Raw genomic sequence first — 23,415 nt, 5'->3', positions numbered from 1 at the left:
TGCACAAACGTTCTAGGCATGGCCCTCGGTCAAGGCGTTAAATAGCCCGGCAAACCGTTTCGCAGGTGCCCCATGAGCGCTCACAACTGGATCGACCTGGCCCAGGATGCCGACACCGGCATCGAGACCCTGCGCGCGCATTTCGAAGGTCACGCCTACGACCCGCACTGGCATGACAGCTATCTGGTGGGCGTCACCGAGCAAGGGGTGCAGCAATTCAATTGCCGACGGGCCAGGCACCAGAGCACGCCGGGCAAGGTGTTTCTGCTGGAGCCCGGTGACATCCATGATGGCGACGCGCCAACCGCCGACGGCTTCACCTACCGCATGCTGTACCTCGACCCGCAGTGGTTGCAGCGCGAACTCAGCGCCGTGTTTGATCATGCCCCCGACAACAGCCAGCTGAGCTTCGCCGCCACCCTGGCCAGCGATGCGCGCCTGGCCCAGGCCACCAGCCTGGCGTTTGAGACCCTGCATCGCGGTGAACTGAAGATCGTCCGCCAGACCGCCCTCGACGGTTTGCTCGAACGCCTGACCAGCCACTTGCAATGGCGCGCCCGCGATGGCCAGGACCCGCGTTTGCCACAGGTGGCGCAGAAGGCCCGGGAATACCTGCATGCCAACGCGCAATACGACATCGGCCTCGATCAACTGGCCGCCGTCACCGGCGTCGACCGCTTCCGCCTGACCCGCGCGTTCAAGGCGGCCTATGGCATGGCGCCCCACGCCTATCTGGTGCAATTGCGCCTGGCCACGGCGCGGCGGATGCTGGCCCGTGGCGAACAACCGGCTGCGGTGGCGATGGCGCTGGGCTTTTCCGATCAGAGCCATCTGGGCCGCTGGTTCATGCGCGCCTACGGCCTGACGCCGGCGTTGTACCGCAAGCGCTGCTCAAATCTTCCAGACAGGTAATACCGGCGATGGTGAAGATCAACGTACTGATCTTCACCGGAGTCTGCCTGCGATGCTGTCCACTTTCCCGACCTTGCTGCCCTTCTTGCTGTTTGCCTTTGTCGCCTCGATTACACCGGGCCCGACCAACATTCTGGTGCTGAGCAACAGCGCACGGTTTGGCGTGGCGGCGGCCGTGCCCATCATTTTCGGCGCCTGCGCCAGCGCGGCGATCCTTGTGCTGTTGGTGGGTACCGGAGCCGGGTCAACGTTGACCGCTTGGCCGGTCTTGCAAACCGTCATGCAATGGGTCGGTGTAGGGTGGCTGAGCTATCTGGCCTGGCAGATTTTCAGCACCCCCGCCGAAGCCATCAGCACTCAGACTAGAGAAGGCCGCCTCGGAATGTGGGGCGCCGCCAGCCTGCAATGGATCAACCCGAAAACCTGGATGATGGCGCTGGCGGTGGTCAGTGTGTTCGCCGAAGGCGGCGAACAGCGTGGGTTGCGGGTGGCATTACTGTCGTTGGTGTTTTTTCTGGTGTCCCTGCCATGCCTCGGCGCATGGGCAATGCTGGGCGCCGGTTCGAGCCGCTGGCTGCGGACGCCGCGCGCCATGCAACGCTTCAATCGTTGCATGGCGCTTTTGCTGCTGGGTTCGACGTGGATAAGCGTCTGGATCTGAATGCCCCATGTGCCCCATCGGTGCATAACGAGTTTCAACCGCCATCAGGATGACGTCGCGGCTGCAGCGCCGTTGGTAAACGTCGTCGTTACAGACAAGGAACGGTTTCCTGCGGCATCTTTGGCCCTTACGTCAAAAACGTCCGAGCTCCCCAAGCCTGAAACCGGGTAACTGGTACCGCTCACCGAAATCCAGCTACCTGCGTTACGCCGCACCTCGTAGCCGGTGACCCCGACATTGTCTTGCGACGCGCTCCAGCTCAGCAGTGCATTGCCAGGCGTCGAGGGCGTCAGCTTGAGGGCCGTCACGCGAATCGGCGGCACGAAGTCATGGGTCACCACGCCAATCACAGCCGACAGGGCCGGTACGGGGCCTTCGGGCCGACGGGGCTGAACGGTGAACCGATACTCCTGTTCGGCTATCAACCCCGTGGCGAGGTATTCACGCACACTGGTGCGAACGACCGGCCGTCCCTGGCAGGTGATTTCGTAATCGATCAGATAAGAGGCGTCCTGCGGCGCATCCCAGGTCAGACTCGCCTCGTTGAACGTCCTGCCGGGATTGCTCAGGTTTCTGGGTTGTGTCCGGTCCGGGCCGATGGTGACGGTCGCATATGCCGGTGCTGAATATCCAGTCTCGTTGAAGGCTCGCACTTCGATGAAATAGGTCACATCAGGAGACAGGTACCTCAACAGCCAGGTCAGGTGCTCGGTTTCATATCGTGCGATGACTTGCGGGTACTGACTGAGCACGCCATAGGCCACCTCGTATCCAGGCTGATTGATCGTGGCCCAACTGACACGCACCGTATCAAAGGTGTCCAGCACAACCAACGGGCCTGGCTTGGGTGGCAACGGTGGGCCATCCAGTGTTCGTTGAGTGATGCGCGACGGAGAAGATTCGCCGTTGGCATTGCGGGCGCTGACTTCGACGAAATAAAGGGTATTTTTGTTGAGGTTGGTCAGCGCCTCGCGCAGTAGTCGCGTGGTCAGCGTATTGACCGCCCCACCGGGTTCGATACCGTAACGGATGACATAATCGTCGGCCGCCGTGGCGGCAAACCATTGAATCTCCAGCGTGGAGATTGTCGGCGTCGCTCGCAAGCCAACGGGCGTCGCGGGCACTTGCAAGGTCTGTCTGGTGATACGTGTCGGTGCCGAATCGCCGACATTATTGGACGAGCGCACATCGAAATAATAGTGGGTTCCGGCATTCAGGCCGCTGACCGTGTGAGCCGCCGCCACCGATGTCGCGGAGCCGATCACCGCTCCACTGGGGGCAAGCCCGTAGCTGATCTTGTAGCTCGAAGCATCGGCGGGTCCGGACCAGCTCAAGGCCATGGTGTTTTTGCTGGGTGTGGCGCTGAGATTTGTCGGGCTTGACGGAACAGCGGCCGCCGGATGGGTCTTGGCTTGCGCGTCCTTGCTGATTGGCGACACCTCGCCACCCTTGAGCCCGAAAATCTGGATGAGATATTCCGTGTTCGGATTGAGCCCGCTGACGATATAGGTCAAGGAACTGATGGGGACATCGAACTCGCCCTCCGTGGCGCCACCCGCCACTCCCCACTTCACCCGCGAACCGGTATGCCCGCCTCCGGCCAGGTAGCCCCAGATCACGCGTATGGCCGAGGTCGACTGAGCGGACGCGGTAATGGTAATCGGCGGAACCACATAAGCCGTCCCAGGCAGGGGGGATTCGTTTTCATGCCCGCTCATTCAGACGCCTCCAGCAACGGTTTGACTGCTTTCATTTAAATACCGTTTGCGGGTGCAGCACCACTGACAGAACTGATAGTGGCGATCGGCCGGTTTCTATTGTTCGCGCAATAGCAGCACTCGACCTTGAATCTGCATGGCCGCCGCCCTTTCTCCGGTGATGCGTTGGGTCAAGGCTGAACAGCGCATATCCTTCTCCCGTCGCGCGGATTCCCAGCCACAACCCTGTCTTACGTCGAGAAGCGCGCCACCGGCGTTTTCAAGCGACGAACGGGTATATCGGTGTTGATCGAAATCCGCCCCTTGCGCGGGCATTTTTCCGGTGGAGATCTGCGTAATCACTCGCCTGCGTTCAACACGCAAAATCTCGCCTAATCAAAAAATTAACGCGCATTCCTCAGGACGTCATGACTCAAAGATCCATCCTACAACCACCGAAGTCTTCGGCTGACAGCCTTTTCCATAACACTTGATTAAAGTTCCTCACCTGTAATTTCTGACAGGTTCCAAGTCGGTTGATTCGCGCTATAACGACACCTCGCCTACAGCCCTGCACCGGGCTTTGTAGGACGGCCGCGCGAACCATGCCTTTGTGAAGTAGGAGGATTCCGCCGCGCCCACGCCGTCAATGATGATGAATGGGAGATCCAAAATGCATCAGTCCGCTACCCCCTCAGTTCGCTCATCGCCAGCCTCGCTCAATTTGCCACCTGTGGAGAGTAGGCAGGCAAAAGAAATCAGGCTTACCTCCCGGGAAAAAGAAGTCTTGCAGTGGAGCGCCGCGGGCAAGTCTTCCTGGGAAATTGGCCAGATCGTCAGTTGTTCCGAGGCCGGTGTGAATTACCACTTTTGCAACATTCGCCGAAAATTCGGCGTGAGATCACGCTGGATCGCCTTGGTCATGGCGCTGGAACAGGGATTGATTCAATTGCCTTGAGCCAGTCCGTCCCCAAGGGGCCGCGTGTCATCGCGCCCTAGGGACACCCAATGATTCCGGACCAGACACTTCATGCCTTCCCCCGCCCCCGTGCCTGTGACGATACGCCCGTATCGTGCAGGCACCGCCCGGACAACGCGCTACGCATTATCCTCGCCGATGACCATCCCGTGGTGCTGACCGGGGCCAAGATGACCCTGTGCGCGCAACCCGGTTCAGCATTCAGGATTGTTGCCCTGGCACATAACGCGGATGAACTGATCGCCCATTTGCAGAACACCCCCTGTGATTTGCTGATCAGCGACTACTCGATGCCTGACGGACGCTTTCCCGATGGCCTGGCATTGATGGGTTACCTGCAGCGTCATTTCAGCCACATACCGCTGATGGTGATGACCGTGTTGCGCAACCCTTCGCTACTGCAAGCGTTGCTCAATATTGGCGTCAGGGGCCTGTTCGACAAGCGCAGCCCCATGACCGAGCTGAAATCGGCAGTGCGGACGGTGATCAAAGGCCGGCGCCACCTGTGCCCGACGATTGCAGAAATCCTGCAAGCCCGGAGCGTGCCGTCCAGCCGTACAGACATGCCGTCGATGAAACTGTCCGAGCGGGAGCTGGAGGTGGTCAGGTTGTTTGTCCAGGGCTTGTCAGGCCGGCAGATTGCGGCGCAACTGAACCGCAGTGAAAAAACCATCAGCCGACAGAAACGCACCGCCATGGACAAGTTGGGGCTTGGCCATGACGGTGGGTTGGTGGAGTTTGCGCGGGTGAGTGGATTGGGTTGACGAATAAAAATTCGTATACCCGCATGTGCGGGTAAACGAATCGACCGGCTATTCGTTATTCTTGCTCCCAATGAAAGCGACCACCAACTCGCTCTCTTTTCTTCGGTTCGCGCATTCCTTTCATGCGTGTTTGCACTCCAAAATACGGATCCTCGCCTGCGACTGCCTTTAGATTAAAAGTCTCCAAACCATTTTCCAGCTTTTTGGATACCACTACACCTGGCTCATTTTCGGCTTGGATTTTCTTGTACATATCGGGAAAGTTAATTCTATTTTGCTCATAAGCCCCTTTTCTCAATTTCGGTGGCTTCACTGCGGATACGGTCGAAGGTCTCGAGGATCGACTTACAGATGTGCTCGCTACTTCCGCTGGAGCTGTGGGTTTTATTTTTGGCGCATTGCCGGACGCAACCGCACCAACTGCTGTTGAAGGACGTGTGAACCGGGTTCTAGCGCCAAGGTCAATCAAATTACCTGTACTTGTACCTGCAGCAGAGCCAGCTACCGATCTCGGAATCTGTTTGGCTACCGTTTCTAGCACGTCATCACCCCCAACCATGAGTGCTGCAAAGAAGAGCTTAAACATCGAATGCCCCGTCGGATCCGTATAACCAATCGGATTCCCCGACACATACGCATACCCATTCATCCCCCCATCCCCAAACGGGCTCCAACTATCCGGACTGTGAAACCGCATCAACAACGGATTGAACGCCCGATACCCGTTGCCCAACAGATACCATCCGGTTTGCGCTTCCCGTCGTTCGCCGTTGTAGCCCAAATGCCCACTGAGCGCCGCGTCATCCGCACGATGGCCATACGCCGAATACGTGACTTCATTGCGCCCGTCCTGGCTCACCTCACACAACACGCTGCTCTTGTCATCGCTGACAAGGAGTAGGGACTTTGGGTCGGCACCTGCCTGATGCTCGGCGAGCACTTTGCCATCAGCTCGCAGGAAAGTACTGCTATTGGCACCCGTGATCAGATTGGCCAGATTACCGTCCTGATAAAAGCGCTGTTCATTGCCGCCAGCGGTGCCGAGTCCACTCAGGGTGTCCAGCGAGTCATAGTGATAGCCAGTCGCTTTTTCGCCTGCCTGGGCACTGACACTGATCAGACGACCCAGACTGTCATACCGCAAAATACGCCCCACTTCGTCCTGCAGCAGATTACCGTCCGCGTCATAAGTAAAATCAATTCTGGGTGGATAAAGCGGATCGTCCGGCCGCTCAGGTATCAACGTATTGGTGAGCCCGGTCAATTGACACGGGTCTTTCTCGTTGGTGTATTCGAAATAGATCGCATGACGCCCACCCTCGAAGGTCGTCTCCACGAAGTCCAGGTTGTCCTGCGCATCAAAACCGAAAACCTGACATTTGATGATTTTTCCATAAGGGTCCTCCGGCCGTTGACTGCCAGTGCATCTGTAGTCGACCAGGCGCCCACGCTCGTCATACGTATAGGTTTCGACGCGCAGCTCCTCGCTGCCTTGCATCAACGTCCGCTGGGTCAACCGGTCGACCTCATCGTAGGTCTGGCTCAGTGTCTGTTTTATCTGATTGCCCAGATCGAACGTACGCAGCACCTCCCGCCCGAAATCATCGTATTCAAGATCGATCTGCAGCCGCTGCGCTCCGTCGATGGTTTCAATCGTCTTGAGTTGCGCCAGGTCGTCATAAGTGAATGTCGAGCGCGTATCCCCCAGACGGGTTGCAGTCAGTTGCGCACGGGGGTTGTATTCATACTCCTGGGTTTGCCCGAGGACATCGGTGTAGCGCATCAAGCGTGCTTGCCGGCTGTACTCGTAATACATGATGCGCGTGACTTCGCCGGTCTGCCCGCGGCTTTCGCTTTTCAGTTCGCCAGTGCTGAAATACTCGCGTTCAAGACTGTGCGTGATGCCCGACGGATCCACCTCTTCAGTGGTCCGCAGGCGCGCATTCTGGGCGTCATAGGTATAAACCGCAGTACTCTCTAGCGCTCTGCGTTGCTCTGGATCCTCACCCAGTTCCGGCCGATAAACGTAACCGATTTCCACCCCACTGGGACGCTTGACGCTTTTCGGCTGGCTTTGACCCGGGTCGAAGGTATAGACACTTTCCCGCCCGCCAGTGGTCGAAAGGACCATGCGATCGAGCCCATCGAAGCCCTGCTTCCCCAATACAACGCCGTTGACGCTGATTTCAATCGGCAGGTCTTCGCTACTGTGCCTGGCATATTGGCGCTCGACGACGTTGCTGTCCGGCAACACGGTTTTGGTCATCCGGTCGAAACCGTCGTACTCATAACGCGTCCAATTGCCCGCCGCATCCTGTTCCTCGGCGGTACGCCCTAGCCCGTCATACTGATAAACATGCTCGCTGATCTGCCGGCCACCCAGGTCGATACGCTTGACGCTGTCGGGCTTGTCAAACAGGTTATTGACGGTGATGGTTTTACCCATGCCTTCCAGCCAATGCGTGGTTGTGCGGGCGATCGGGTCATTGACCTCGTACTCCTCGACACCATCGGGCCGCACAACGCTGCGCTGCTCGCCCCAATCGTCGTAGTTGAAAAAGCGGGTCAAGGCTACGTCTTTTGCTCGTTCCCAGTCGATATCCGTCTCGCTGGTCATCTGCTCCCGGTTGTTGTAAGTCGCACGGTAAATCTCACGGTACTGCATATCATCGCCACCGAGGGCATCGGCATCACGCCGGGTTTCCCTGATGACCCGGTTGTGCCCGTCCAGGTAGGTGATGGTTTCAACGCCCTTGACGTCCCTGGCGCTTTGCATGGCCTGCTGGCCCGATGCACTGTTCAGCGTATAGGTGTAGTTGCGGCTAGCGACATAAGGCGTGTTCGGTGCCACGGTTTCCCTGGTCACACGCCCGAGCAGGTCATACTCATATTCGATTTCAACATCGTTGTCGTCACGATTGAGCAAAGGCTCGCCATTGAGCAGCGAGTGCTGCAACGTGATGATTTTTTTCTCCCCGTCGAAGCCAGTCAATGTGCTGACGGTGTGCTGGACCGTTTCGCCGTTGCGCGCGTTGCGCGTCATGCTGTAGCTGTAGTCCGTGGTCGTGGTCAGGTCGTTGAGCGTTACCGCATCCTGCAACTTGCGCCCGTGAATGAAGGGATCTGTCGGGTCGTTGTAGTATTTGTAGGACGTCAGTTGTAATGACTGCTCCTGACCGCTACCAAGTGGCACCAGGGTCTCGTCCCTGATCGCCAGCCATGGCCCGGAACCGGTCAAACCCGGTTCAGCCGTGTAGGTGTAGCGGGTTTGCAGGGTCGGGGCCTGGCCGTAAGCGGACCGGGCGGGGGTGACCGTCTTGCTCTTGAGGGTGCGCACAAACCCTTGCGGGTCAGCCGGGCAGTCATCACCCTCGCCTTCGGCCTTGTACCACTCGCTGGTTTCGGTCACGCCATTGGCGTTGACCTGGGTCAGCAGGTTGCCGAAGTCGTCGAAGGTGGTGGTGACGATTTCCGCATGCCGGGGCAGCGTGGCGCTGGCGAGGCGCCAGGTCTGGGTGACCTTTTTCGGCAGTTGGCAGTAAGGTTTCTGGTCCTTGAAGTCCAGGGCGGAATCGATGTGGTATTCGGTGTCGGTGGTCTGCAGGGTGTTTTTCGCCGGGTCGCTGCTGTACTGGGTGGTTTGCTCCAGCGTCATCAGGTGAAAGCGATTGAACACCCGCCGGGTTTCACGGACCGCCTTGCCCGCCAAGGCGTCCCAGAGGATTTCCCGGGTTTCGTACTCGTACGCCGAGCGCACTTTGTACAGGTTGTCCAGGCCATCGTCGCTCCACGACAGGCCGCTGCCGAAGCCCAGGAAGTTATGGTCCCGGGCATCGTACTCGTAGCGGGTTTCGATGGCGGGCTGGCCAAAACCGGGGTCGCGCTTGTGGCTCGCCACCCGCGGCAGGGTGCGCCCGGCCTGGCCGGGAAAATAATGCGCGCGGCTGGCATAGGTGACGGTTTCATGGCCGCCGGTGGGGGTGTAGACGTCTTTGAGGCAGGTCAGGCCGCTCTGGGCAACGTAGTCGAAACGCCACGAGGCTTTGTCGTCGGTCGGCAGGACCAGGGTCTTGCTCTCGCCATCGATAATGCTCATCTGGAACAGCGCTTCGAAAGCACTGCCGGGGTGCAGCGTGATCTTCAACAGGTTGGTGGTGCGCGCCAGGCTGAGCAACGCGGTGCTGTCGGTAGCGTTGGTGATACGACTGAGCAGCGGTTCGGTGCCGAAGGCCACATACTCGAGCGTGACACCGTGGCCCTGGGGCGAGAACATCTGCACCGGCAGCGCGACCTCGCCCTGGCCGATCTCGAGGATCTCCACCAGCCCGGCCTTGTGCTCGACGCGATAACGCTTGTTGCCCAGGTCATGGAAATGAAAGGAGTCGATTTTCTGTTCCGGAATCACCGGGCCATTGGGCCCGCCGAGGATGACCTTGAAGGTTTCACCGGTATACAACGACAGCACGCCGTTGGTGGGGTTGAACTGCGACAGTTGCAAGTTCCAGCCCTTGCCGAAACCGCTGTCGGCGGCATTGAGCGGGTTGAAGTTCAGTTGCAGCGGAACGACCGGGCCGCACAGGTTGTTGGCTTTCAATTCAGGCAGTGAAATGGCACAGGTGTATTGCCCAGTGCGCGGATCGACCTGGCTGAGAATGAAACTCATGAAATTGAAGGCGTTGGAATGCACGGAAGTTGATGTCGACATGACTCACATCCTTAAAAAATTCAGTAACGAGTGCGATCCGCAACGGACCGCACTGTTGATCAACTGCCGGCGTTATGAGCCGATGATTTTCAGCTTATTTCGATTAGTACCATCGAAGCCGATTCGCACGCTGTGCTTGTTGCCATAAACATCGATGACAATCACATGCAGGGCTGCATCGAAATCGGCTTTGGCATAACGATCATATTGGTAATATTCACGGCGATGCAGGCTGAACAACACCTGGCCTTCAGGTACCGGATACCCTGGGTTCACAAAGGGAAGTGGACTTTGTGTCTTGTCGCCCAATCGGCGCAACAGAATATCGTCAATGTGCAGGATCTGCTGACCCTGCGCATTTTTGACATCGGGTAACGCATAGCCGGTGATGCTGTAAATATCCTCAAGCTGAGTATCACTTTCCCATTTGATCATGCTGGAATTACCGACAAACTGAATGTCTTTTATTTTTTCCTGTACACCCTTGATCATCAACTTCAAGTAATAGTAATCGGTGGTGTTCATATCATCTTCGTCTGCACCACCCTCCACACGAGTCGCCGGATTATCTCCGAATGTTAATACGACCTGACCGCCAACTCCTCCGTCCGGCGGTGCGACTGCAATGAGGTTGCGTGTCTTATGATTATGTTCTCCATCATCCTTGCTGGGATTGGAATAAAAGGTCTCTCTGGAATCACTGCGAATGGTGGCCGAGACCATCAGGTTCTCGACTTTATGGCATTGGACAAAGAACTCTTTGATGTACATATTTGCCTCGCGCGTTTGCCCTGCACCCGTTGGTTGAGCGGTGACAAGATCCGGGTGAGGCCTATAACCATTTTCAGTTTCAGTGACATACCATTTCCCCCCCTCTGGTACGCCACCCTCACCGACTTCTGGCAATGGATTTTTTTCATATGCCGAGACCAGGCGAATACTCTTGTACTCTGCATCAGACAACTCCAGCGGATCAGGCGCCCCTGTATAGTCCGTAGGACTGAATCGAACCACGACCCTGGCCTGTTGCAAACCATTGGCCCAGACCCGGGTTGGCATGGTCTCCACCGTAAAATCAAACGTGTCGACGGCGAACCAGTCCGACTGCTGGGCGTGGTTGTTCAGGTGAATGATACTGTAGCCGGAAACCACCCCGGCCAAGGTTCCTTTCACTACGCTATAAGGTTGCGTGATCACGCTTGGTGCCGTGAACTCACCTGTATCGGGATTGACCTGACCTTCTCCCGCGACCACCGACCACTTAAGCGAAGCGTCCTCGGGGCCTTTAAAAAATGCGCGGCCATTAGCCCGTACGCCGGGAACGAAGGCCGGGGTAATCGCCAGTGAAAAACTCCCATTGAGCAACAGCACCGTGGCAATGGCCTTGTCACCAGTGAGACTGTCCTCAACATCAATCAGCACTGTTTCCAGGGTGTCCGAGGGTGGCGTCTGTGGTCGTGTATAGGTCACTTCGCGCCCCTGATTGGCGCTCAAGGAGCCCTGATTGCCACGTAACGACCACTTCAGCGTGCCGGCCCCCAGGGTGGTTGCCTTCAGCGTGACCGTTGTCGCGGCACTGTCCGTCATATCAATCTGCGCCATCGAAGGCGTCACCACCACGCCGGCCAACGCTACGGTAACCAATGCCGAGGCGGTCACCTCGTTACCGGTGGCCGGGTCTGTGTAAGTGGCGGTCACCACATTGCGCGCCGCCGTGCTTTCGAGCAACTGAACCTCCGGCGCCGTGTACTCGCCACCGGCGTCGATGCTGCCCAGGGCCCGGGCACCGTCGACACTGCGTACGCTCCAGGTGACATCTGCGGCCTTGATGCCCAGTTGGCGGATGGTGAAGGTTTGTTTCTCACCGGCCTTGATCACCGGCATCAGCGGATCGAGGGTGAACGTGGTTTCTTTCGGGTCGATGTGCCCGAAAAGCGCCAGGTCACCGGGCAGTCGTGCTTCGGTCAGTTGCAAGGCGTTGCGTTCGGGGAAGAGCAGGTTGCTGATGGCCAGGACGTTGATTTCGGGGATTACTAGCTCTGCGAACGTCTCAAGCTCATCAAGAATTAATGGCGTGAGTATTTCGTCAAGACTATTCTGTACCCGTGTTGGGAAAGGATTAGTTGAAGGGTTATCACTGGGTTCCCAGATCCCATTGAACTGAAGTAAATACTCAGACTCACGCACAAAGGAAACTTTATTAGTTCTTTCTTCGAGAACAGGTGTCATGAGTACGTTTATCTTCGGCATTCCATAGGCATCATAATAAACATCCTTGTCTGGCCAAGGCCATAAAAGATTATGATGATAATGGAACGGAAGAGCATTTCTAGACACCCAGGAAATGGAGATCGATTTCCCGTCGGAACACACTTTAAGCGCTTCTTCACTATTGGAATTATACATATTCATGAAGAGAGGCCCATTATTTCTCAATACGTGCGGACCAACCCAATCAAATTGGAACCCATCAAAATTAAATGTACCTGCTATCGCTATTAAACTACGCGCAACGTGATCTGAATCAGACAGGCGTTCAAACTTCAAACCATTTCCGCCCAGCGTTTCTATGGCGTTTTGAATATACCAATCAAACACCACCCGACTGGCCAACACCAAAGCCCCCGAATAAATGGCCTTGCCCTGCGCATCCCGATCATTGGGAATCAAATAATCCAGAGCGCCTTCCGCCGGGTCATTCCCCTCTTGTGGATTCCCCTTGGTCCTGACCAACAGCACCACCGCGCCCTCACCGTAGTCGTCGGATGTGCGTAACTTTCCTTCCTCGGTGGCCATGGTGCGGATCATGAATGAACGCGGTGCCAGCAAATCGACGTCGCGCAAGTCCAGCATGCCCAAGGTGTAAACCCGGTCCTCGGGTTTCTGCTCAAGGAACAGCGCCTTGAAAAAGTCACCCAGCAACTCTTGCGATTTCTCTTCATTCACCAGGTTGCAACGGCAGTTGTACCCGTCACCTATATCGACAGTCACCTGGCCTTGTTCATTGACCGTGCCCTTACTGGCGGCGAGGTCGATGTCCATGGTGACGGTGTACCCTTGATGGGCGCTCACCACATAGCTGTAAAGAATGGCCCCCGGGACCTGGTTGCTTCCCTTGCGCACATAGGAAACCGTGCCCGACACAATATCCATGGTCGCGGTCACTCGGGAATCACGCAGCGAGGCCTTCTCGAAACTCAAGCGAGGCTGGCTCAGAATCAACCCACTCAACTCAAGTACCTCGGCACCATCCGGTGTCATCGCCGGCGCACCAAAGATTTGCTTCATGAAACTGTCCTGATTGAAGCGCGTAATGTATTGCTGCTCCATCAAGCTGTTGACTTTGACCCGATTCATGAACACCACGGCGTCCCAGCCGAGGGTGATCGATTTACCTTGCATTCTGTTTGTAAGTTCAACTAACGAATAATTTGACATAATGCACCCGACTTAATTGACAATTTAATAATTAGGCACTGCGAACGGTATGATCGACGGCTTCAATCAGTTCCGCGTATTTACTCAAGGGCAATGGAATGACGATTTGACCGTGTATCTTCATGCTGGCAGGAATAATATGTGCAGTGCCGGACAGAACAACAAACCCACCCGGATCGACCTTGTCCGGCTCGGTATATATCCCGGTAGTGGCATCGAAATCTCCATCCCCTGAAAGTTTGCTCCAGGTCAGAGCTACAACTCCAGGAGCGGGGACAATAGGTCCAGCTTCTCCCATCAACTGAAAGTGCGCCTTCCCACCCGGAAGATCGCTTGAACTGGCCAGCACCATGGGGGCCGGTGTCAGCACTTTCTCAATCATCAAGGCGATATGAGAGACAGCTCCAGTCGTTGGATCCTTGATCTCGATTTTATCGATCGGGAAAGGCGTATCGACGTCCATGTTCGTCCCGGCGGTATACAGATATTGGTTCGGATCTGTTGGGTCTATACTTACCGTCGATCCCCATTGCGGTGTCAAGATGCTCCACTGCAGTGGTTTCTGGTCCAGCGATTGCGCAGTCAGGGTCATTGTTTTGCCTGTTTCACAGCTGGCATATAACGGGTTGGCCACGATGACGCCATGCATTACCGAGACCAGAGCCGAGCTCTTGACCGGCGCACCATTGAGCGTCCCTTGGGCAGTGACCATCACCGCGACAAAACCATCGACCAGACTGCCCGCCGACGGCGCCGTGTATTCACCGGTGGTACTGATCACCCCGGGTTGAGCGATATTGCCGTCGACATCCTTTACGCTCCATTGCACGTCGCTGGGCATGGGCGACAAGGTAAATTGCAATTTACTGCCGGCCTCGATTGTCGAGTTCATTGGCGAAACAGTGGTGGTCGTGCGCAGCGGATCGATTTGACCGAAAACCGCCAGATCTCCAGGGACAAAGGCGTCGGTTAGTTGCAAGGCGTTATGCCCGGGGAACAATAAGTTCCGCACAAGGAATGTATCCAGGGTAGGAGTCGTCAGTTCTTTGAGTGGCTCATAGACATAAGGATGAAAATACGCTCTGATTTGGGGTACCAAATAGGTAGTCACGTCCCCTATATCAGGTAAATAGTCATAACCTTTCATATCCAGCAAAAATTGAGAGCTATTCGTGTTGCGATTGAAACTGACGACGCCCGTTTCCTTATTCAACACCACGTCAAATTTGACGTTGTATTTCGAGAGAAAATCGAGATCACCATAATCCCACCCTGGGTTGTTCGGCCATGCCCAATAAATAACACGACTGAATGGGAGGCTGTAGCTTTTATTCCAGGAAAACTCAATATATCCGCCCTCCCCCTTTATCGTCAGGGCCGGCCCGCCTTCATCATTATTGAAACGGGTATGTAGCGTCGTCTGAAACCTAGCACCGAAGTCATCGTCGCGAATTCTATAGTCATAAATAAACTCTTTCTCAACGCCACCGGTAGCACCTATTAAACTCCAGCCCACATCCTGCCCACCGCCATTTTCCGGCGTATACTCCAGGAAAGTAATGTCATTCCCGATATCCGATGTTGCCGGCCCCCGCATGATCCTGTCGAAAAGCACCCGGCTCGACAGCAGCATCGCCCCGGTATATTTGGTGCCGCCTTCATCCGACGGAATCAGATAGGTCGAATTGGCATTCGGAAAAGTCTCGCTGTCCTCGCCGCCCGTCAAGGTGATGAACATCATGACAGCGCCATCGCCGTAGGCCTCATCTCCCAGTACGGCCTGAGGGTCGGACTTCATGGTCCTGATTTCAAAACTTTTAGGCGTCAATACACCATTCAGATCGCCCGTCAGTCGCCCGAGCGGGAAAATCTTCTGATCATCCTTCACCTTTTCATCAAAGTACAACTTGAAACGTCTGCCTACGTCGTCCTGGGCCAAGTCGCCAACTACAAAGTTCGCCTTGAAAGTATCGGCATTCTTGATGTCAATCACGACATCACCCAGGTCACTGACGTCTCCTTTGGTTACCGGTTGATCCATCCATAACTGGGGGCCACCTACCGGAAGCACTTTGAGCATCTTCGAGACAGAAACAGCACCGCCTGTATTTTTTTTAGTACTGACAATCATCCCGCCGACCATATCCATGGTCAGTCGTGCCCGCGCAGCCAGACTGGGGTCCGAGCTTTCGAACGACAATCGTGGCGCACTCAGTTTCAAATTGAATACATGTTCTTTATAAGAACCATCCCCCCAACTCGCCTGAAAACTGACAGGCTCGATAAAACCATCGGCGGTATTGAACCGCTCAACGTAGAGTTGAAACAGCAATTCGTTAGCCTTGCGTTGATCGTATAATGTCAAGGCATCCCAACCATAGGTCATGGATTTACCCTGCATCTCGCCGACCAACTGCGTCAATGTCATCTTACTCATGTCTGAGCACCTCAAATAAATAACGCTTGTGCTCTTAAGCCAGAAGCTTCAGCGATAGCGGCCTGTTAAAATTGATGGTCGAGTGCCCACTATCAAAGCTCACGCTGACTCTCAAGGTTAATGTGTCGTTAATAGCAATATCGGCCAGGTCCGCTCTCAACAACCTGGCCTTGACGCCGCCGGCGGTTTCCTCGGGTTTTACCTCACGTGCGGCAATAATGTCGCGCCCCGTAATGCCGGGAGCGGTCAACCATAAACGCACTATTTGCTCAGTCGATATGAACATCCAGGTTTCCACGCTCAACAGGGCACCTTCCGGTGGAATATCCGACAAACTGAGCGTTGCCGGCGATCCGATCTGGGCTTTGTCACACTCAATGCCGGAATGACTGGTGATGTTTCGAATAAACAATTGCAAGGGAGGTTCGGCGTCCTGGCCTGCAACCTGGTAAGTCACTTCGACCGTTTTACCGAAGTTCGCCGGAAGCACTTCGGGTGGCACCCGAAACTTCATGGGGTTAAGTTGGCTGTGTACCGTTGTTTCATAACTGCCCGTCGCTCCAAAACCTTTCCAGTGGGCCGTGACTTCATCGCCATCGACAATGGTGGCGGCAGCCGGAATCGTGATGTAGGCACCACTGATAGCCACGCCTGGATTCAGCTCTTCACGCCCATTGGTGACCACGCTGTGATCAACCGTCGGTGTCGGCAGTACGAGAGGTTCGCGAATGCTCAGTTCCAATGCGACACCGGAACCGGCGGCGTCGGGCCGCGCATACTGATAACGCAGGCTGACGGTGCCACCACGATTGTCCAGCAGCCATTGCGCCGCGATGGGGACTTCAATCCTGCCGGTTTCGATATTGGAGAGGTCGATCTTCAAATACTGGATGGTATTTTTGTTCGGGCCACTGCCCGAGCCGGTGCGCGTGCCGTACACCAACACTTCATCACCGACACGAATACCCGGATACACCGGAACGACCACACGGATGCCATCGGGAAACTGGCCGGGATTGATCTCGCCACCGGTCAGGTCCTTGACGCTGGCCACAGGTAGTTCCGGCGCGGAAGACGGTGTCACCAGGAAGGTCCGTTCGGCCGATATCGTTTCGGCGAGCATGGACGAGGCATAGGTAATCTCGTAACGCAGCGTGATCTTGCCCCCTCGCAGCGCTGCGGCGCTGGTTCTGGGCACGGTCCAGCTCAATACCTGACCGGGGTTGTTGCTCGGGTCGGTATCGGTATCGCTCAAGGTCTTGGGGGGAATATTGACAATGGGGCCATCACTGCCATCAGCACGCTTGCCTTCCCAGATAACCCTGACCACGTCACCGTTGGACATAACGGTATAGGGGACCACCGCGATGGTCATATTGCCGTCAATCGCGTCCGGATCCAGCTGGAGGTCATGGGACTCTTTTATCTGCGGCGCGGATAACAAGCCATGCCTGCCAATACCGAAATGGATTCGCTTGGACTCTTCCCTCGGAGTTCCGTCGGCACGCTCCAGAAAAAACGAATAGAACACCTGGCCCTTGTTCAGCGCTAGCACGGTGTGATTGGGGACCGGCATCGGGAACTCGGTCTGACCCGATTGCGGGTCTACATCGATCCTGGAGTCCCCGTGATCTACCGGAGTGCCATCTTCTGCCAACCCGAGCCAGCTCTGATAAAGGCCATCACCCAGCGCGGGATTGGTATACCTGGCGAAAGTACAAAATGGGTCGCCGTTCAACGCTTCCGGATCAATTGTACCGTTGATCAAAAGTGGAATGATCGGCGCGTCTAAATCACCCGCTGCCATAGTATTACTCCTGCACAGTTCAATAACATGAATAACAAAATCGGCATTTAAAGCCGTCAGAAAACTTGAGTGTCGACCCACGTTTTACACCTGATAAACGACCCTGGGTACTAGCAGAACTGCTAGGTTGTCAAACTCGCAACCGGTGCTAAAGTCGGGAGGAAGTAGACCGTACGTGTCTTCCATGAACCTGTCGGAGTTAATCGATAATGAAGCCTTATCTATCACTATTGAGGGTGACCGCTTGTGTATGCCTTGCACTTTACGGGGCAAATTCTGTTGCCGCGGCATCAGGTGAAAACAGCCAACAATCTGAAACCAAGGCTAACTATGGCGACATTGTGTTCTTCAACTCAAAAGGCGAAAAAAAATGCACTTTGTCTGTTCCGGAGACCAAACAGGCCTTCGGTTTCGAACAGCCTGGCCAAAGTTGCGAAAACAATCTGATGGCCAGCTTTACACTCGAAAATGTCCCCTCGGCAACATACATTCAGTTCTTCGATAACGAAAGTTGTAGTGATGCACAAACCAAAGACAACTTCTTTGTAAAACTCAAGACAGTCAAACAACCCACAGACTGGAGCACCCCTCCAAACCCGCCGACACCGACAATGAACTTCAATGACTTCAAAAAAAGAAAGGAAGGCGACTTGATTGCAAAAAGATACATTCGAGTCGAAGCGCAGTGGGAAGGGAGTGACTTTGGCAACCAAGATTGGGATGAGCAAATCAGCTGCGTTTATATTGAACGTTCCCAGCCCGTTAATTAATCACCCACTGAAATAGCTCTGACTTTTTTGCATTCCCGCCAAATAACGAGGCGCCTTTCATGAGCACGTCCACCTCGATACATTCCAACGCGTTCAATTTCACGGACTTCATTCAAAGCCAGGTCGATCCGCGCACCGGGCAATACACCTGTGCCATTTCACTGCCTGAATTGAAAGCCAACAACCTGTGCGGCCCGGTCGTTCCGCTGCAACTGAACTTCAACCCGCTCAATGCCGCCGACAGCGGTTTCGGCAAGGGCTGGAACTTGCAACTGTCGCAGTTCAACCCCACCAACGGCGTGCTGTCGTTGTATACCGGTGAAACCTTCAAGGTCATCCTCGGCGGGCCCAATGGCCCGGTGATTCCGGAACAGAAAATCGATTCCTTTCATTTCCATGACCTGGGCAACAAGCGTTATCGCGTCGAGCACAAGGCCGGGCTGGTGGAGATCCTCGAGGTCGGCCAGGGCGAGGTCGCGCTGCCGGTGCAGATGTTCTCGCCCCAGGGCCACGGTGTCACGCTCGAGTATGTGCCCTTTGGCACCGAACCGCTGCTCAGTCGTATCACCAACGCTACCGACAGCACCGCGTTGCTCAGCCTGGAGCGCACCACCAACCTGTTGAAGATCACGCTGCACCCCGGCAGTGCCTTCGAAGCGCTGTTCCAGATGAGCATTATCGGTGGCGAGAGCGAGACCCTGGTCCTGCCGACCGACGACAAAGCCTGCTGGCGTTTCGACTACGTTGCCCAGAACGGCCTGACCTGCCTCAAAGACGTCTACACCCCCACCGGCGGCCATGAAACCGTCACCTATGCCAGCCGCGCGCATTATTTTCCCGGCCAGGCCGGGCGCACCCTGCCGCGGGTGGCGAGCCACAAGCGCGACCCCGGTTTTGGCCAGCCCGCCATCGAAACCCGCTACGAGTACGATGCCCGGGACCATAACTTCCTGGGCTTCGGCAGCGGCCTGTCGTGGAGCGACGATGGCCTGGACAACCTGTACAAAGTGCGCTCGGCGTACGAGTACGAAACCCGGGAAATCCTCTGGGACGCCTTGGCGGGCAAGGCGGTCCGTGAAACCAAGCGGGTGTATAACCGCTTTCACCTGATGACGCAGGAGCAAATCACCCAGTACAGCAGCGACCCTGCGAAAAACACCCTGCAGACCACCGACACCGAATACCACATCGATTCCGCCCTGGACTTCAAGGACCAGAAACCCTACTGCCAACTGCCGAAAAAGGTTACCCAGACCTGGCGCCTCGTCAGCGCCACGCTGCCCCGGCATACGGAAATCGTCACCACCACCTTCGACGACTTCGGCAACCTGCTGACCCAGGTCAACGCCAATGGCGTGACCGAAACCAGCGAGTGGTACAAGGCCGAAGGCGAGGGTGATGACTGCCCGGCTGACCCGCAAGGGTTTGTGCGCACCCTCAAGAGCAAGACGGTCACCCCCGCCCGGTCCGCTTACGGCCAGGCCCCGACCCTGCAAACCCGTTATACCTACACGGCCGAGCCAGGCCTTGGCGATTCCGGGCTATGGCTGGTACTGCGCGATGAAACGCTGCTGCACATGGTCGACGGTCGTGTAGCAACGCAGCTACGGAACATTCGCCATGACTACCTCAATACACCACAAGATCCGCTGACCCATGGCCTCATTTGCAAGATGACGCAAACGTTGCATGGCCTTGCCGAGACCTTGACCACCACCCTGTACAGCTACGGCATCACCCGCAATGCCCGCACAGGGACAATGGTCATGCGTACGGACAGTGAGTTGATTGGATGCGATGACAAACCGGACACGCCAATACGCAAAACCATCACCCAGGAGCACTCGTTGCTCAACGGTTTCAAGCTACTCACCCAGGATGACAGTGACGTAAAAGTCGCCTTCGAGTATGACCGGCTCGGGCGAGTGATCGAGGAAATCGTCGCCCCAGACTCCGAGAACTACAAGGCCAGCCGTACCTACACCTACACACTGACCAATGGCGGCGAGGGTCAACAGGCGAAACAAAGCGCCAGGGACATCAAGGGCGTAGAAACCATCACCTACCTCGACGGCTACAATCGCGTGATCAAAGTCGAACGCCAGGACGCCGATGCCCTCGGCGGAGACCCCCAGGCGTTTCGCGAAACCTACAACGCGACCTACAACAACCTTGGACAATTGATCAGCGAGACCACCACCGATTGGGAAGGCGCCGTCGACAAACCCTTGACCAGCCACCGTCAATACGACGCCTGGGGCCAGGAATGCAAAATTATCGGCGCCGATGGCGTGGCAGAGGTGACCGAAGTCGACCCCACCACACAAACCCTGCGCAGCTGGACCGAAAGTACCGTGGCCCCGATCACGGTCAGTGGTAAACGTCGCGCGACGCTCAACCTGTTTGGCAAGGAAGACAAGATCGAGGCGCTGGACGCACAGGACAAGGTCGTCAGCTCGCGTGAGTATCTGTATGACGGTTTGGGCAACTGCGTTGAGCAAATCGACGAAATGGGCGAGTCCACCCGCTTCGAGTTCGATCTGTTCGCCCGGCTGCAGTCCACGACACTGCCCGACTACACCCAAGTGCGCCGCATTTACGCCGACCACAGTGGCGATGAGCTGCCTATTGACCTTCAGGTGGTCGTCAATGCAAAACCGGTCAGCGTAGGCACCCAGACTTTTGATGGCCTGGAACGCCGGACCACGTTGAAAGTCGGGCCGCGTCTTCAGTCGTTCGAATATCGAGGTGGCGAGTCTCAGGTCAGCACGGCGATCACCGCCAGTGGCAAAAAAATCACCTACGAATACACACCGGGCCTGGTGGGCACGCCGGTTGGCAGTATTGCCCCGGACGAGCAGTCGAGCTTCAACTACGATCCGCAGAGTGCGCAACTGACCTTGTCGCAAAACACTCAGGGCGAGTTGACCTTCAACTACAACAGCAGCGGCCAGTTGCTCAAGGAGTTATGGAAAGACAAGCATTCCCGCAAACAATGGGAAAGCCTTTACACCTACACCCTGACCGGGCGCCCGCTGACCCGCCTGGATGTCGAAGGATTGACCTGCACCTACGCCTATGACGAGAAGGCCCGGCTCAAGAGCCTCACTCAAGGCTGGTTGGTCGCGACTTTCGAGTACGACAATCTGGGGCGAGTGTACAAAACCACAACCTGTAACACCCACACCGGGCAAACCATCACCACCGAACTGGCCTATGACGACCAGGGCCGGGAAGTCAGCCGCGCGATGGCGCTTGACGGTCACCCGCAGCAAACCATCACCCAGACCTACCGCGACGACGGCAAGTTGCTGGTTCGCCACTTGCAAGTGGATGACCAGTGCGAACTGCACGAGACCTTCGGTTATGACCAGCGCGGGCGCCTGACCGCCTACAACTGTGATGGCACTGCCCTGCCCCGGGATCGCTATAAAAACGCCATCAAGGAGCAGTTGTTCGATTTTGATGCGCTGGACAATGTGACCGGTGTGTACACGCTGTTTGACGACGGTACACGAGACGACGCCATCAGCTATTTTGCCGAGGACGACCCATGTCAATTGGTGGAAGTCACCCACAGCCACAGCGACTACCCGTCGAGTTGCAAATTCGACTACGACGCGGACGGTAATCTGCTGCACGACGAAAACGGCCAGACCCTGCACTACGACACCCAGGGCCGTTTGCTGCGCGTCACCGATAGCAACGGCAAGGACGTCAGCCAGTACCGCTACGACGCCCATAACCATCTTCTGGGCGTGACCCGGGGCGCACAAGCTGAAACGTTGCGTTTTTATCAGGATGATCGCCTGAGCCGCACCGAACAGGGCGACAGGAAGATTGATTACCTGTACCTCGACGACCAGCCTCTGGGTCAGCAGGAGCAAAACGACCCGGAACAAACACTGCTGCTGATGACAGACGTCAAAAACAGTGTGCTGGCGGAAGGTGGAAAGGATGGACTGCAAAAAGCGGTCTATGGCGCCTATGGCGAACGCAACCCGGACGACGACTTGAAATGCCTGCTGGGTTTCAATGGTGAAGTGCGTGACGAACTCAGTGGCTGGTACCTGCTGGGCCGGGGCTATCGGGCCTACAACCCGACGCTGATGCGCTTTCATAGCCCCGATTCGTTAAGCCCGTTCGGTGCCGGCGGGATCAACCCTTATGTGTACTGCGCGGGGGACCCGATCAACTTTGTCGATCCGACAGGGCATGCCAACCGAGGAGTTAATATAGAAGGTCTTTTGGGCACGATTTTTGCCGCTGCAGCTTTAGTGGCCAGCGCCGTGTTGATATTTGTTGCGCCTCCGGTTGGCGCGGCAGCCATCATTTCGACTGGTATAACTTTTAGCGCTACGGCTGCCCTCTCCGGCTACACCTTTTACGAAGGCGCGAGGGCCTTGAATGACAAAAAATTGCAGGTTCGCGAGAGTAGCGGGAGGACTGCCTTGATCGCGGGTTCGTTGGACCTGGGACTTACCGCCGCATTCACACAAGCGATTCGAAAAGGCCTTGGCAAATGGATTGGTAAGGCGCGTGGTCGTCCATCGGCGAGGAATGGGCGTACTGCCAGCTTGCCGGATGGACCTGATGGTGGCGCAGTTAGGGGACCTAAAGGAGATCCAGGACCTACAGGGCCTAGAGGAGATACAGGACCTAGAGGAGATACAGGGCCTAAAGGAGATGCAGGGCCTCGAGGGCCTCGTGGCGATACCGGGCCAGCGGGAATGGAAGGACGTCCTGGACAGCCGGGGGCTCCAGGTGCGAGTGCAAGTCCGCCAGCAACGACGGTCTCTCCACCTAGACGCCCCAAAACTACACAAATACCTCGCGAGGCTGATCCAGTGCCTAGTACGTCTCAGGGTCAGGGCAGAGGCAGTAACAGTCAGTGGGGATGGGAAGAACTTCATACAAAAAATACGACTCCAAGATATGATGTTAATGCGCAAGCTGACGTTAAGCCTACCATGGGAACTGACGATATCAGCACCATGGTGAATAACATTCGATCACCGAGCACATAATGAAACAACTTTAACTAAACACAAAAACCGACTGGCTCCCTCTTTCGAGAGGGGGCCTTTTTCTTTCCTCAAACACTACACACCTTAAAACACCATCTACACAATACTGAGAGTTCTCTCATATCCCCCGCCCCACCCACCCATCTAAACTCCCGCCGCCGAGACAACACCACCTTCCTCAACTCACATCATCGTGAGCAATTCCGGCACTGTCTCGC

Annotated in this window: 11 protein-coding genes; 6 read left to right on the top strand and 5 right to left on the bottom strand. The window is 56.2% G+C overall.

Features of this window, described 5'->3' with window-relative positions; genetic code table 11:
* The first annotated feature begins 72 nt into the window (after window positions 1–72).
* The gene (locus tag ACM6G4_RS19410) at window positions 73–912 is read left to right on the top strand and encodes an AraC family ligand binding domain-containing protein (RefSeq protein WP_414914389.1); all 840 of its coding nucleotides are present in this window, start codon (window positions 73–75) and stop codon (window positions 910–912) included.
* A gap of 52 nt (window positions 913–964) precedes the next feature.
* Window positions 965–1,573, top strand: coding sequence for a LysE family translocator (locus ACM6G4_RS19405; RefSeq protein ID WP_414914388.1), 609 nt, complete (start codon window positions 965–967; stop codon window positions 1,571–1,573).
* Window positions 1,574–1,617: 44 nt separating this feature from the next.
* Here the strand turns inward: ACM6G4_RS19405 and ACM6G4_RS19400 are convergent, their stop codons facing one another.
* A complete protein-coding gene (locus ACM6G4_RS19400) occupies window positions 1,618–3,291 on the bottom strand; it encodes a fibronectin type III domain-containing protein (RefSeq protein ID WP_414914387.1) in 1,674 nt (557 codons plus the stop codon).
* Between the two features lie 652 nt (window positions 3,292–3,943).
* Between ACM6G4_RS19400 and ACM6G4_RS19395 the strand changes: the two genes are divergently transcribed.
* Together ACM6G4_RS19395 and ACM6G4_RS19390 are read left to right on the top strand one after the other, a co-directional pair.
* Window positions 3,944–4,228, top strand: coding sequence for a LuxR family transcriptional regulator (locus tag ACM6G4_RS19395; RefSeq protein WP_056725098.1), 285 nt, complete (start codon window positions 3,944–3,946; stop codon window positions 4,226–4,228).
* A 50-nt stretch (window positions 4,229–4,278) separates the two neighbouring features.
* Entirely contained in the window at window positions 4,279–5,013 is a 735-nt protein-coding gene (locus ACM6G4_RS19390) for a response regulator (RefSeq protein ID WP_414914386.1), read from the top strand.
* Window positions 5,014–5,068: 55 nt separating this feature from the next.
* Here the strand turns inward: ACM6G4_RS19390 and ACM6G4_RS19385 are convergent, their stop codons facing one another.
* The 4 genes from ACM6G4_RS19385 to ACM6G4_RS19370 all read right to left on the bottom strand — a co-directional run bounded on the left by ACM6G4_RS19385 (window position 5,069) and on the right by ACM6G4_RS19370 (window position 17,400).
* Complete coding sequence (locus ACM6G4_RS19385) at window positions 5,069–9,469, bottom strand: RHS repeat domain-containing protein (protein WP_414914385.1); 4,401 nt, start codon at window positions 9,467–9,469, stop codon at window positions 5,069–5,071.
* A 321-nt stretch (window positions 9,470–9,790) separates the two neighbouring features.
* Entirely contained in the window at window positions 9,791–13,156 is a 3,366-nt protein-coding gene (locus ACM6G4_RS19380; RefSeq protein WP_414914384.1) for a hypothetical protein, read from the bottom strand.
* Between the two features lie 31 nt (window positions 13,157–13,187).
* Window positions 13,188–15,593 carry a hypothetical protein gene (locus tag ACM6G4_RS19375; RefSeq protein ID WP_414914383.1) on the bottom strand — a complete coding sequence of 802 codons (2,406 nt, stop codon included), beginning with the start codon at window positions 15,591–15,593 and terminating at the stop codon, window positions 13,188–13,190.
* A 34-nt stretch (window positions 15,594–15,627) separates the two neighbouring features.
* Entirely contained in the window at window positions 15,628–17,400 is a 1,773-nt protein-coding gene (locus ACM6G4_RS19370) for a hypothetical protein (RefSeq protein WP_414914382.1), read from the bottom strand.
* Between the two features lie 209 nt (window positions 17,401–17,609).
* Here ACM6G4_RS19370 and ACM6G4_RS19365 point away from each other — a divergent pair, with 209 nt between their 5' ends.
* Entirely contained in the window at window positions 17,610–18,170 is a 561-nt protein-coding gene (locus ACM6G4_RS19365) for a hypothetical protein (protein ID WP_414914381.1), read from the top strand.
* 59 nt (window positions 18,171–18,229) lie between these two features.
* The gene (locus tag ACM6G4_RS19360) at window positions 18,230–23,197 is read left to right on the top strand and encodes an RHS repeat-associated core domain-containing protein (protein WP_414914380.1); all 4,968 of its coding nucleotides are present in this window, start codon (window positions 18,230–18,232) and stop codon (window positions 23,195–23,197) included.
* Window positions 23,198–23,415: the final 218 nt, after the last annotated feature.

Origin of the sequence: Pseudomonas sp. IT-P258, assembly GCF_949767825.1 — a bacterium.
GTDB lineage: Bacteria > Pseudomonadota > Gammaproteobacteria > Pseudomonadales > Pseudomonadaceae > Aquipseudomonas > Aquipseudomonas monachiensis.
This window is presented reverse-complemented; position numbering and strand designations above follow the sequence as displayed.

Bases quoted from the DNA above. Each gene is read 5' to 3' on its own strand.
- ACM6G4_RS19390 (WP_414914386.1), top strand. From the start codon at position 4,279: ATGATTCCGGACCAGACACTTCATGCCTTCCCCCGCCCCCGTGCCTGT.
- ACM6G4_RS19365 (WP_414914381.1), top strand. From the start codon at position 17,610: ATGAAGCCTTATCTATCACTATTGAGGGTGACCGCTTGTGTATGCCTT.
- ACM6G4_RS19370 (WP_414914382.1), bottom strand. From the start codon at position 17,400: ATGGCAGCGGGTGATTTAGACGCGCCGATCATTCCACTTTTGATCAAC.
- ACM6G4_RS19380 (WP_414914384.1), bottom strand. From the start codon at position 13,156: ATGTCAAATTATTCGTTAGTTGAACTTACAAACAGAATGCAAGGTAAA.
- ACM6G4_RS19360 (WP_414914380.1), top strand. From the start codon at position 18,230: ATGAGCACGTCCACCTCGATACATTCCAACGCGTTCAATTTCACGGAC.
- ACM6G4_RS19375 (WP_414914383.1), bottom strand. From the start codon at position 15,593: ATGAGTAAGATGACATTGACGCAGTTGGTCGGCGAGATGCAGGGTAAA.
- ACM6G4_RS19395 (WP_056725098.1), top strand. From the start codon at position 3,944: ATGCATCAGTCCGCTACCCCCTCAGTTCGCTCATCGCCAGCCTCGCTC.
- ACM6G4_RS19400 (WP_414914387.1), bottom strand. From the start codon at position 3,291: ATGAGCGGGCATGAAAACGAATCCCCCCTGCCTGGGACGGCTTATGTG.
- ACM6G4_RS19405 (WP_414914388.1), top strand. From the start codon at position 965: ATGCTGTCCACTTTCCCGACCTTGCTGCCCTTCTTGCTGTTTGCCTTT.
- ACM6G4_RS19410 (WP_414914389.1), top strand. From the start codon at position 73: ATGAGCGCTCACAACTGGATCGACCTGGCCCAGGATGCCGACACCGGC.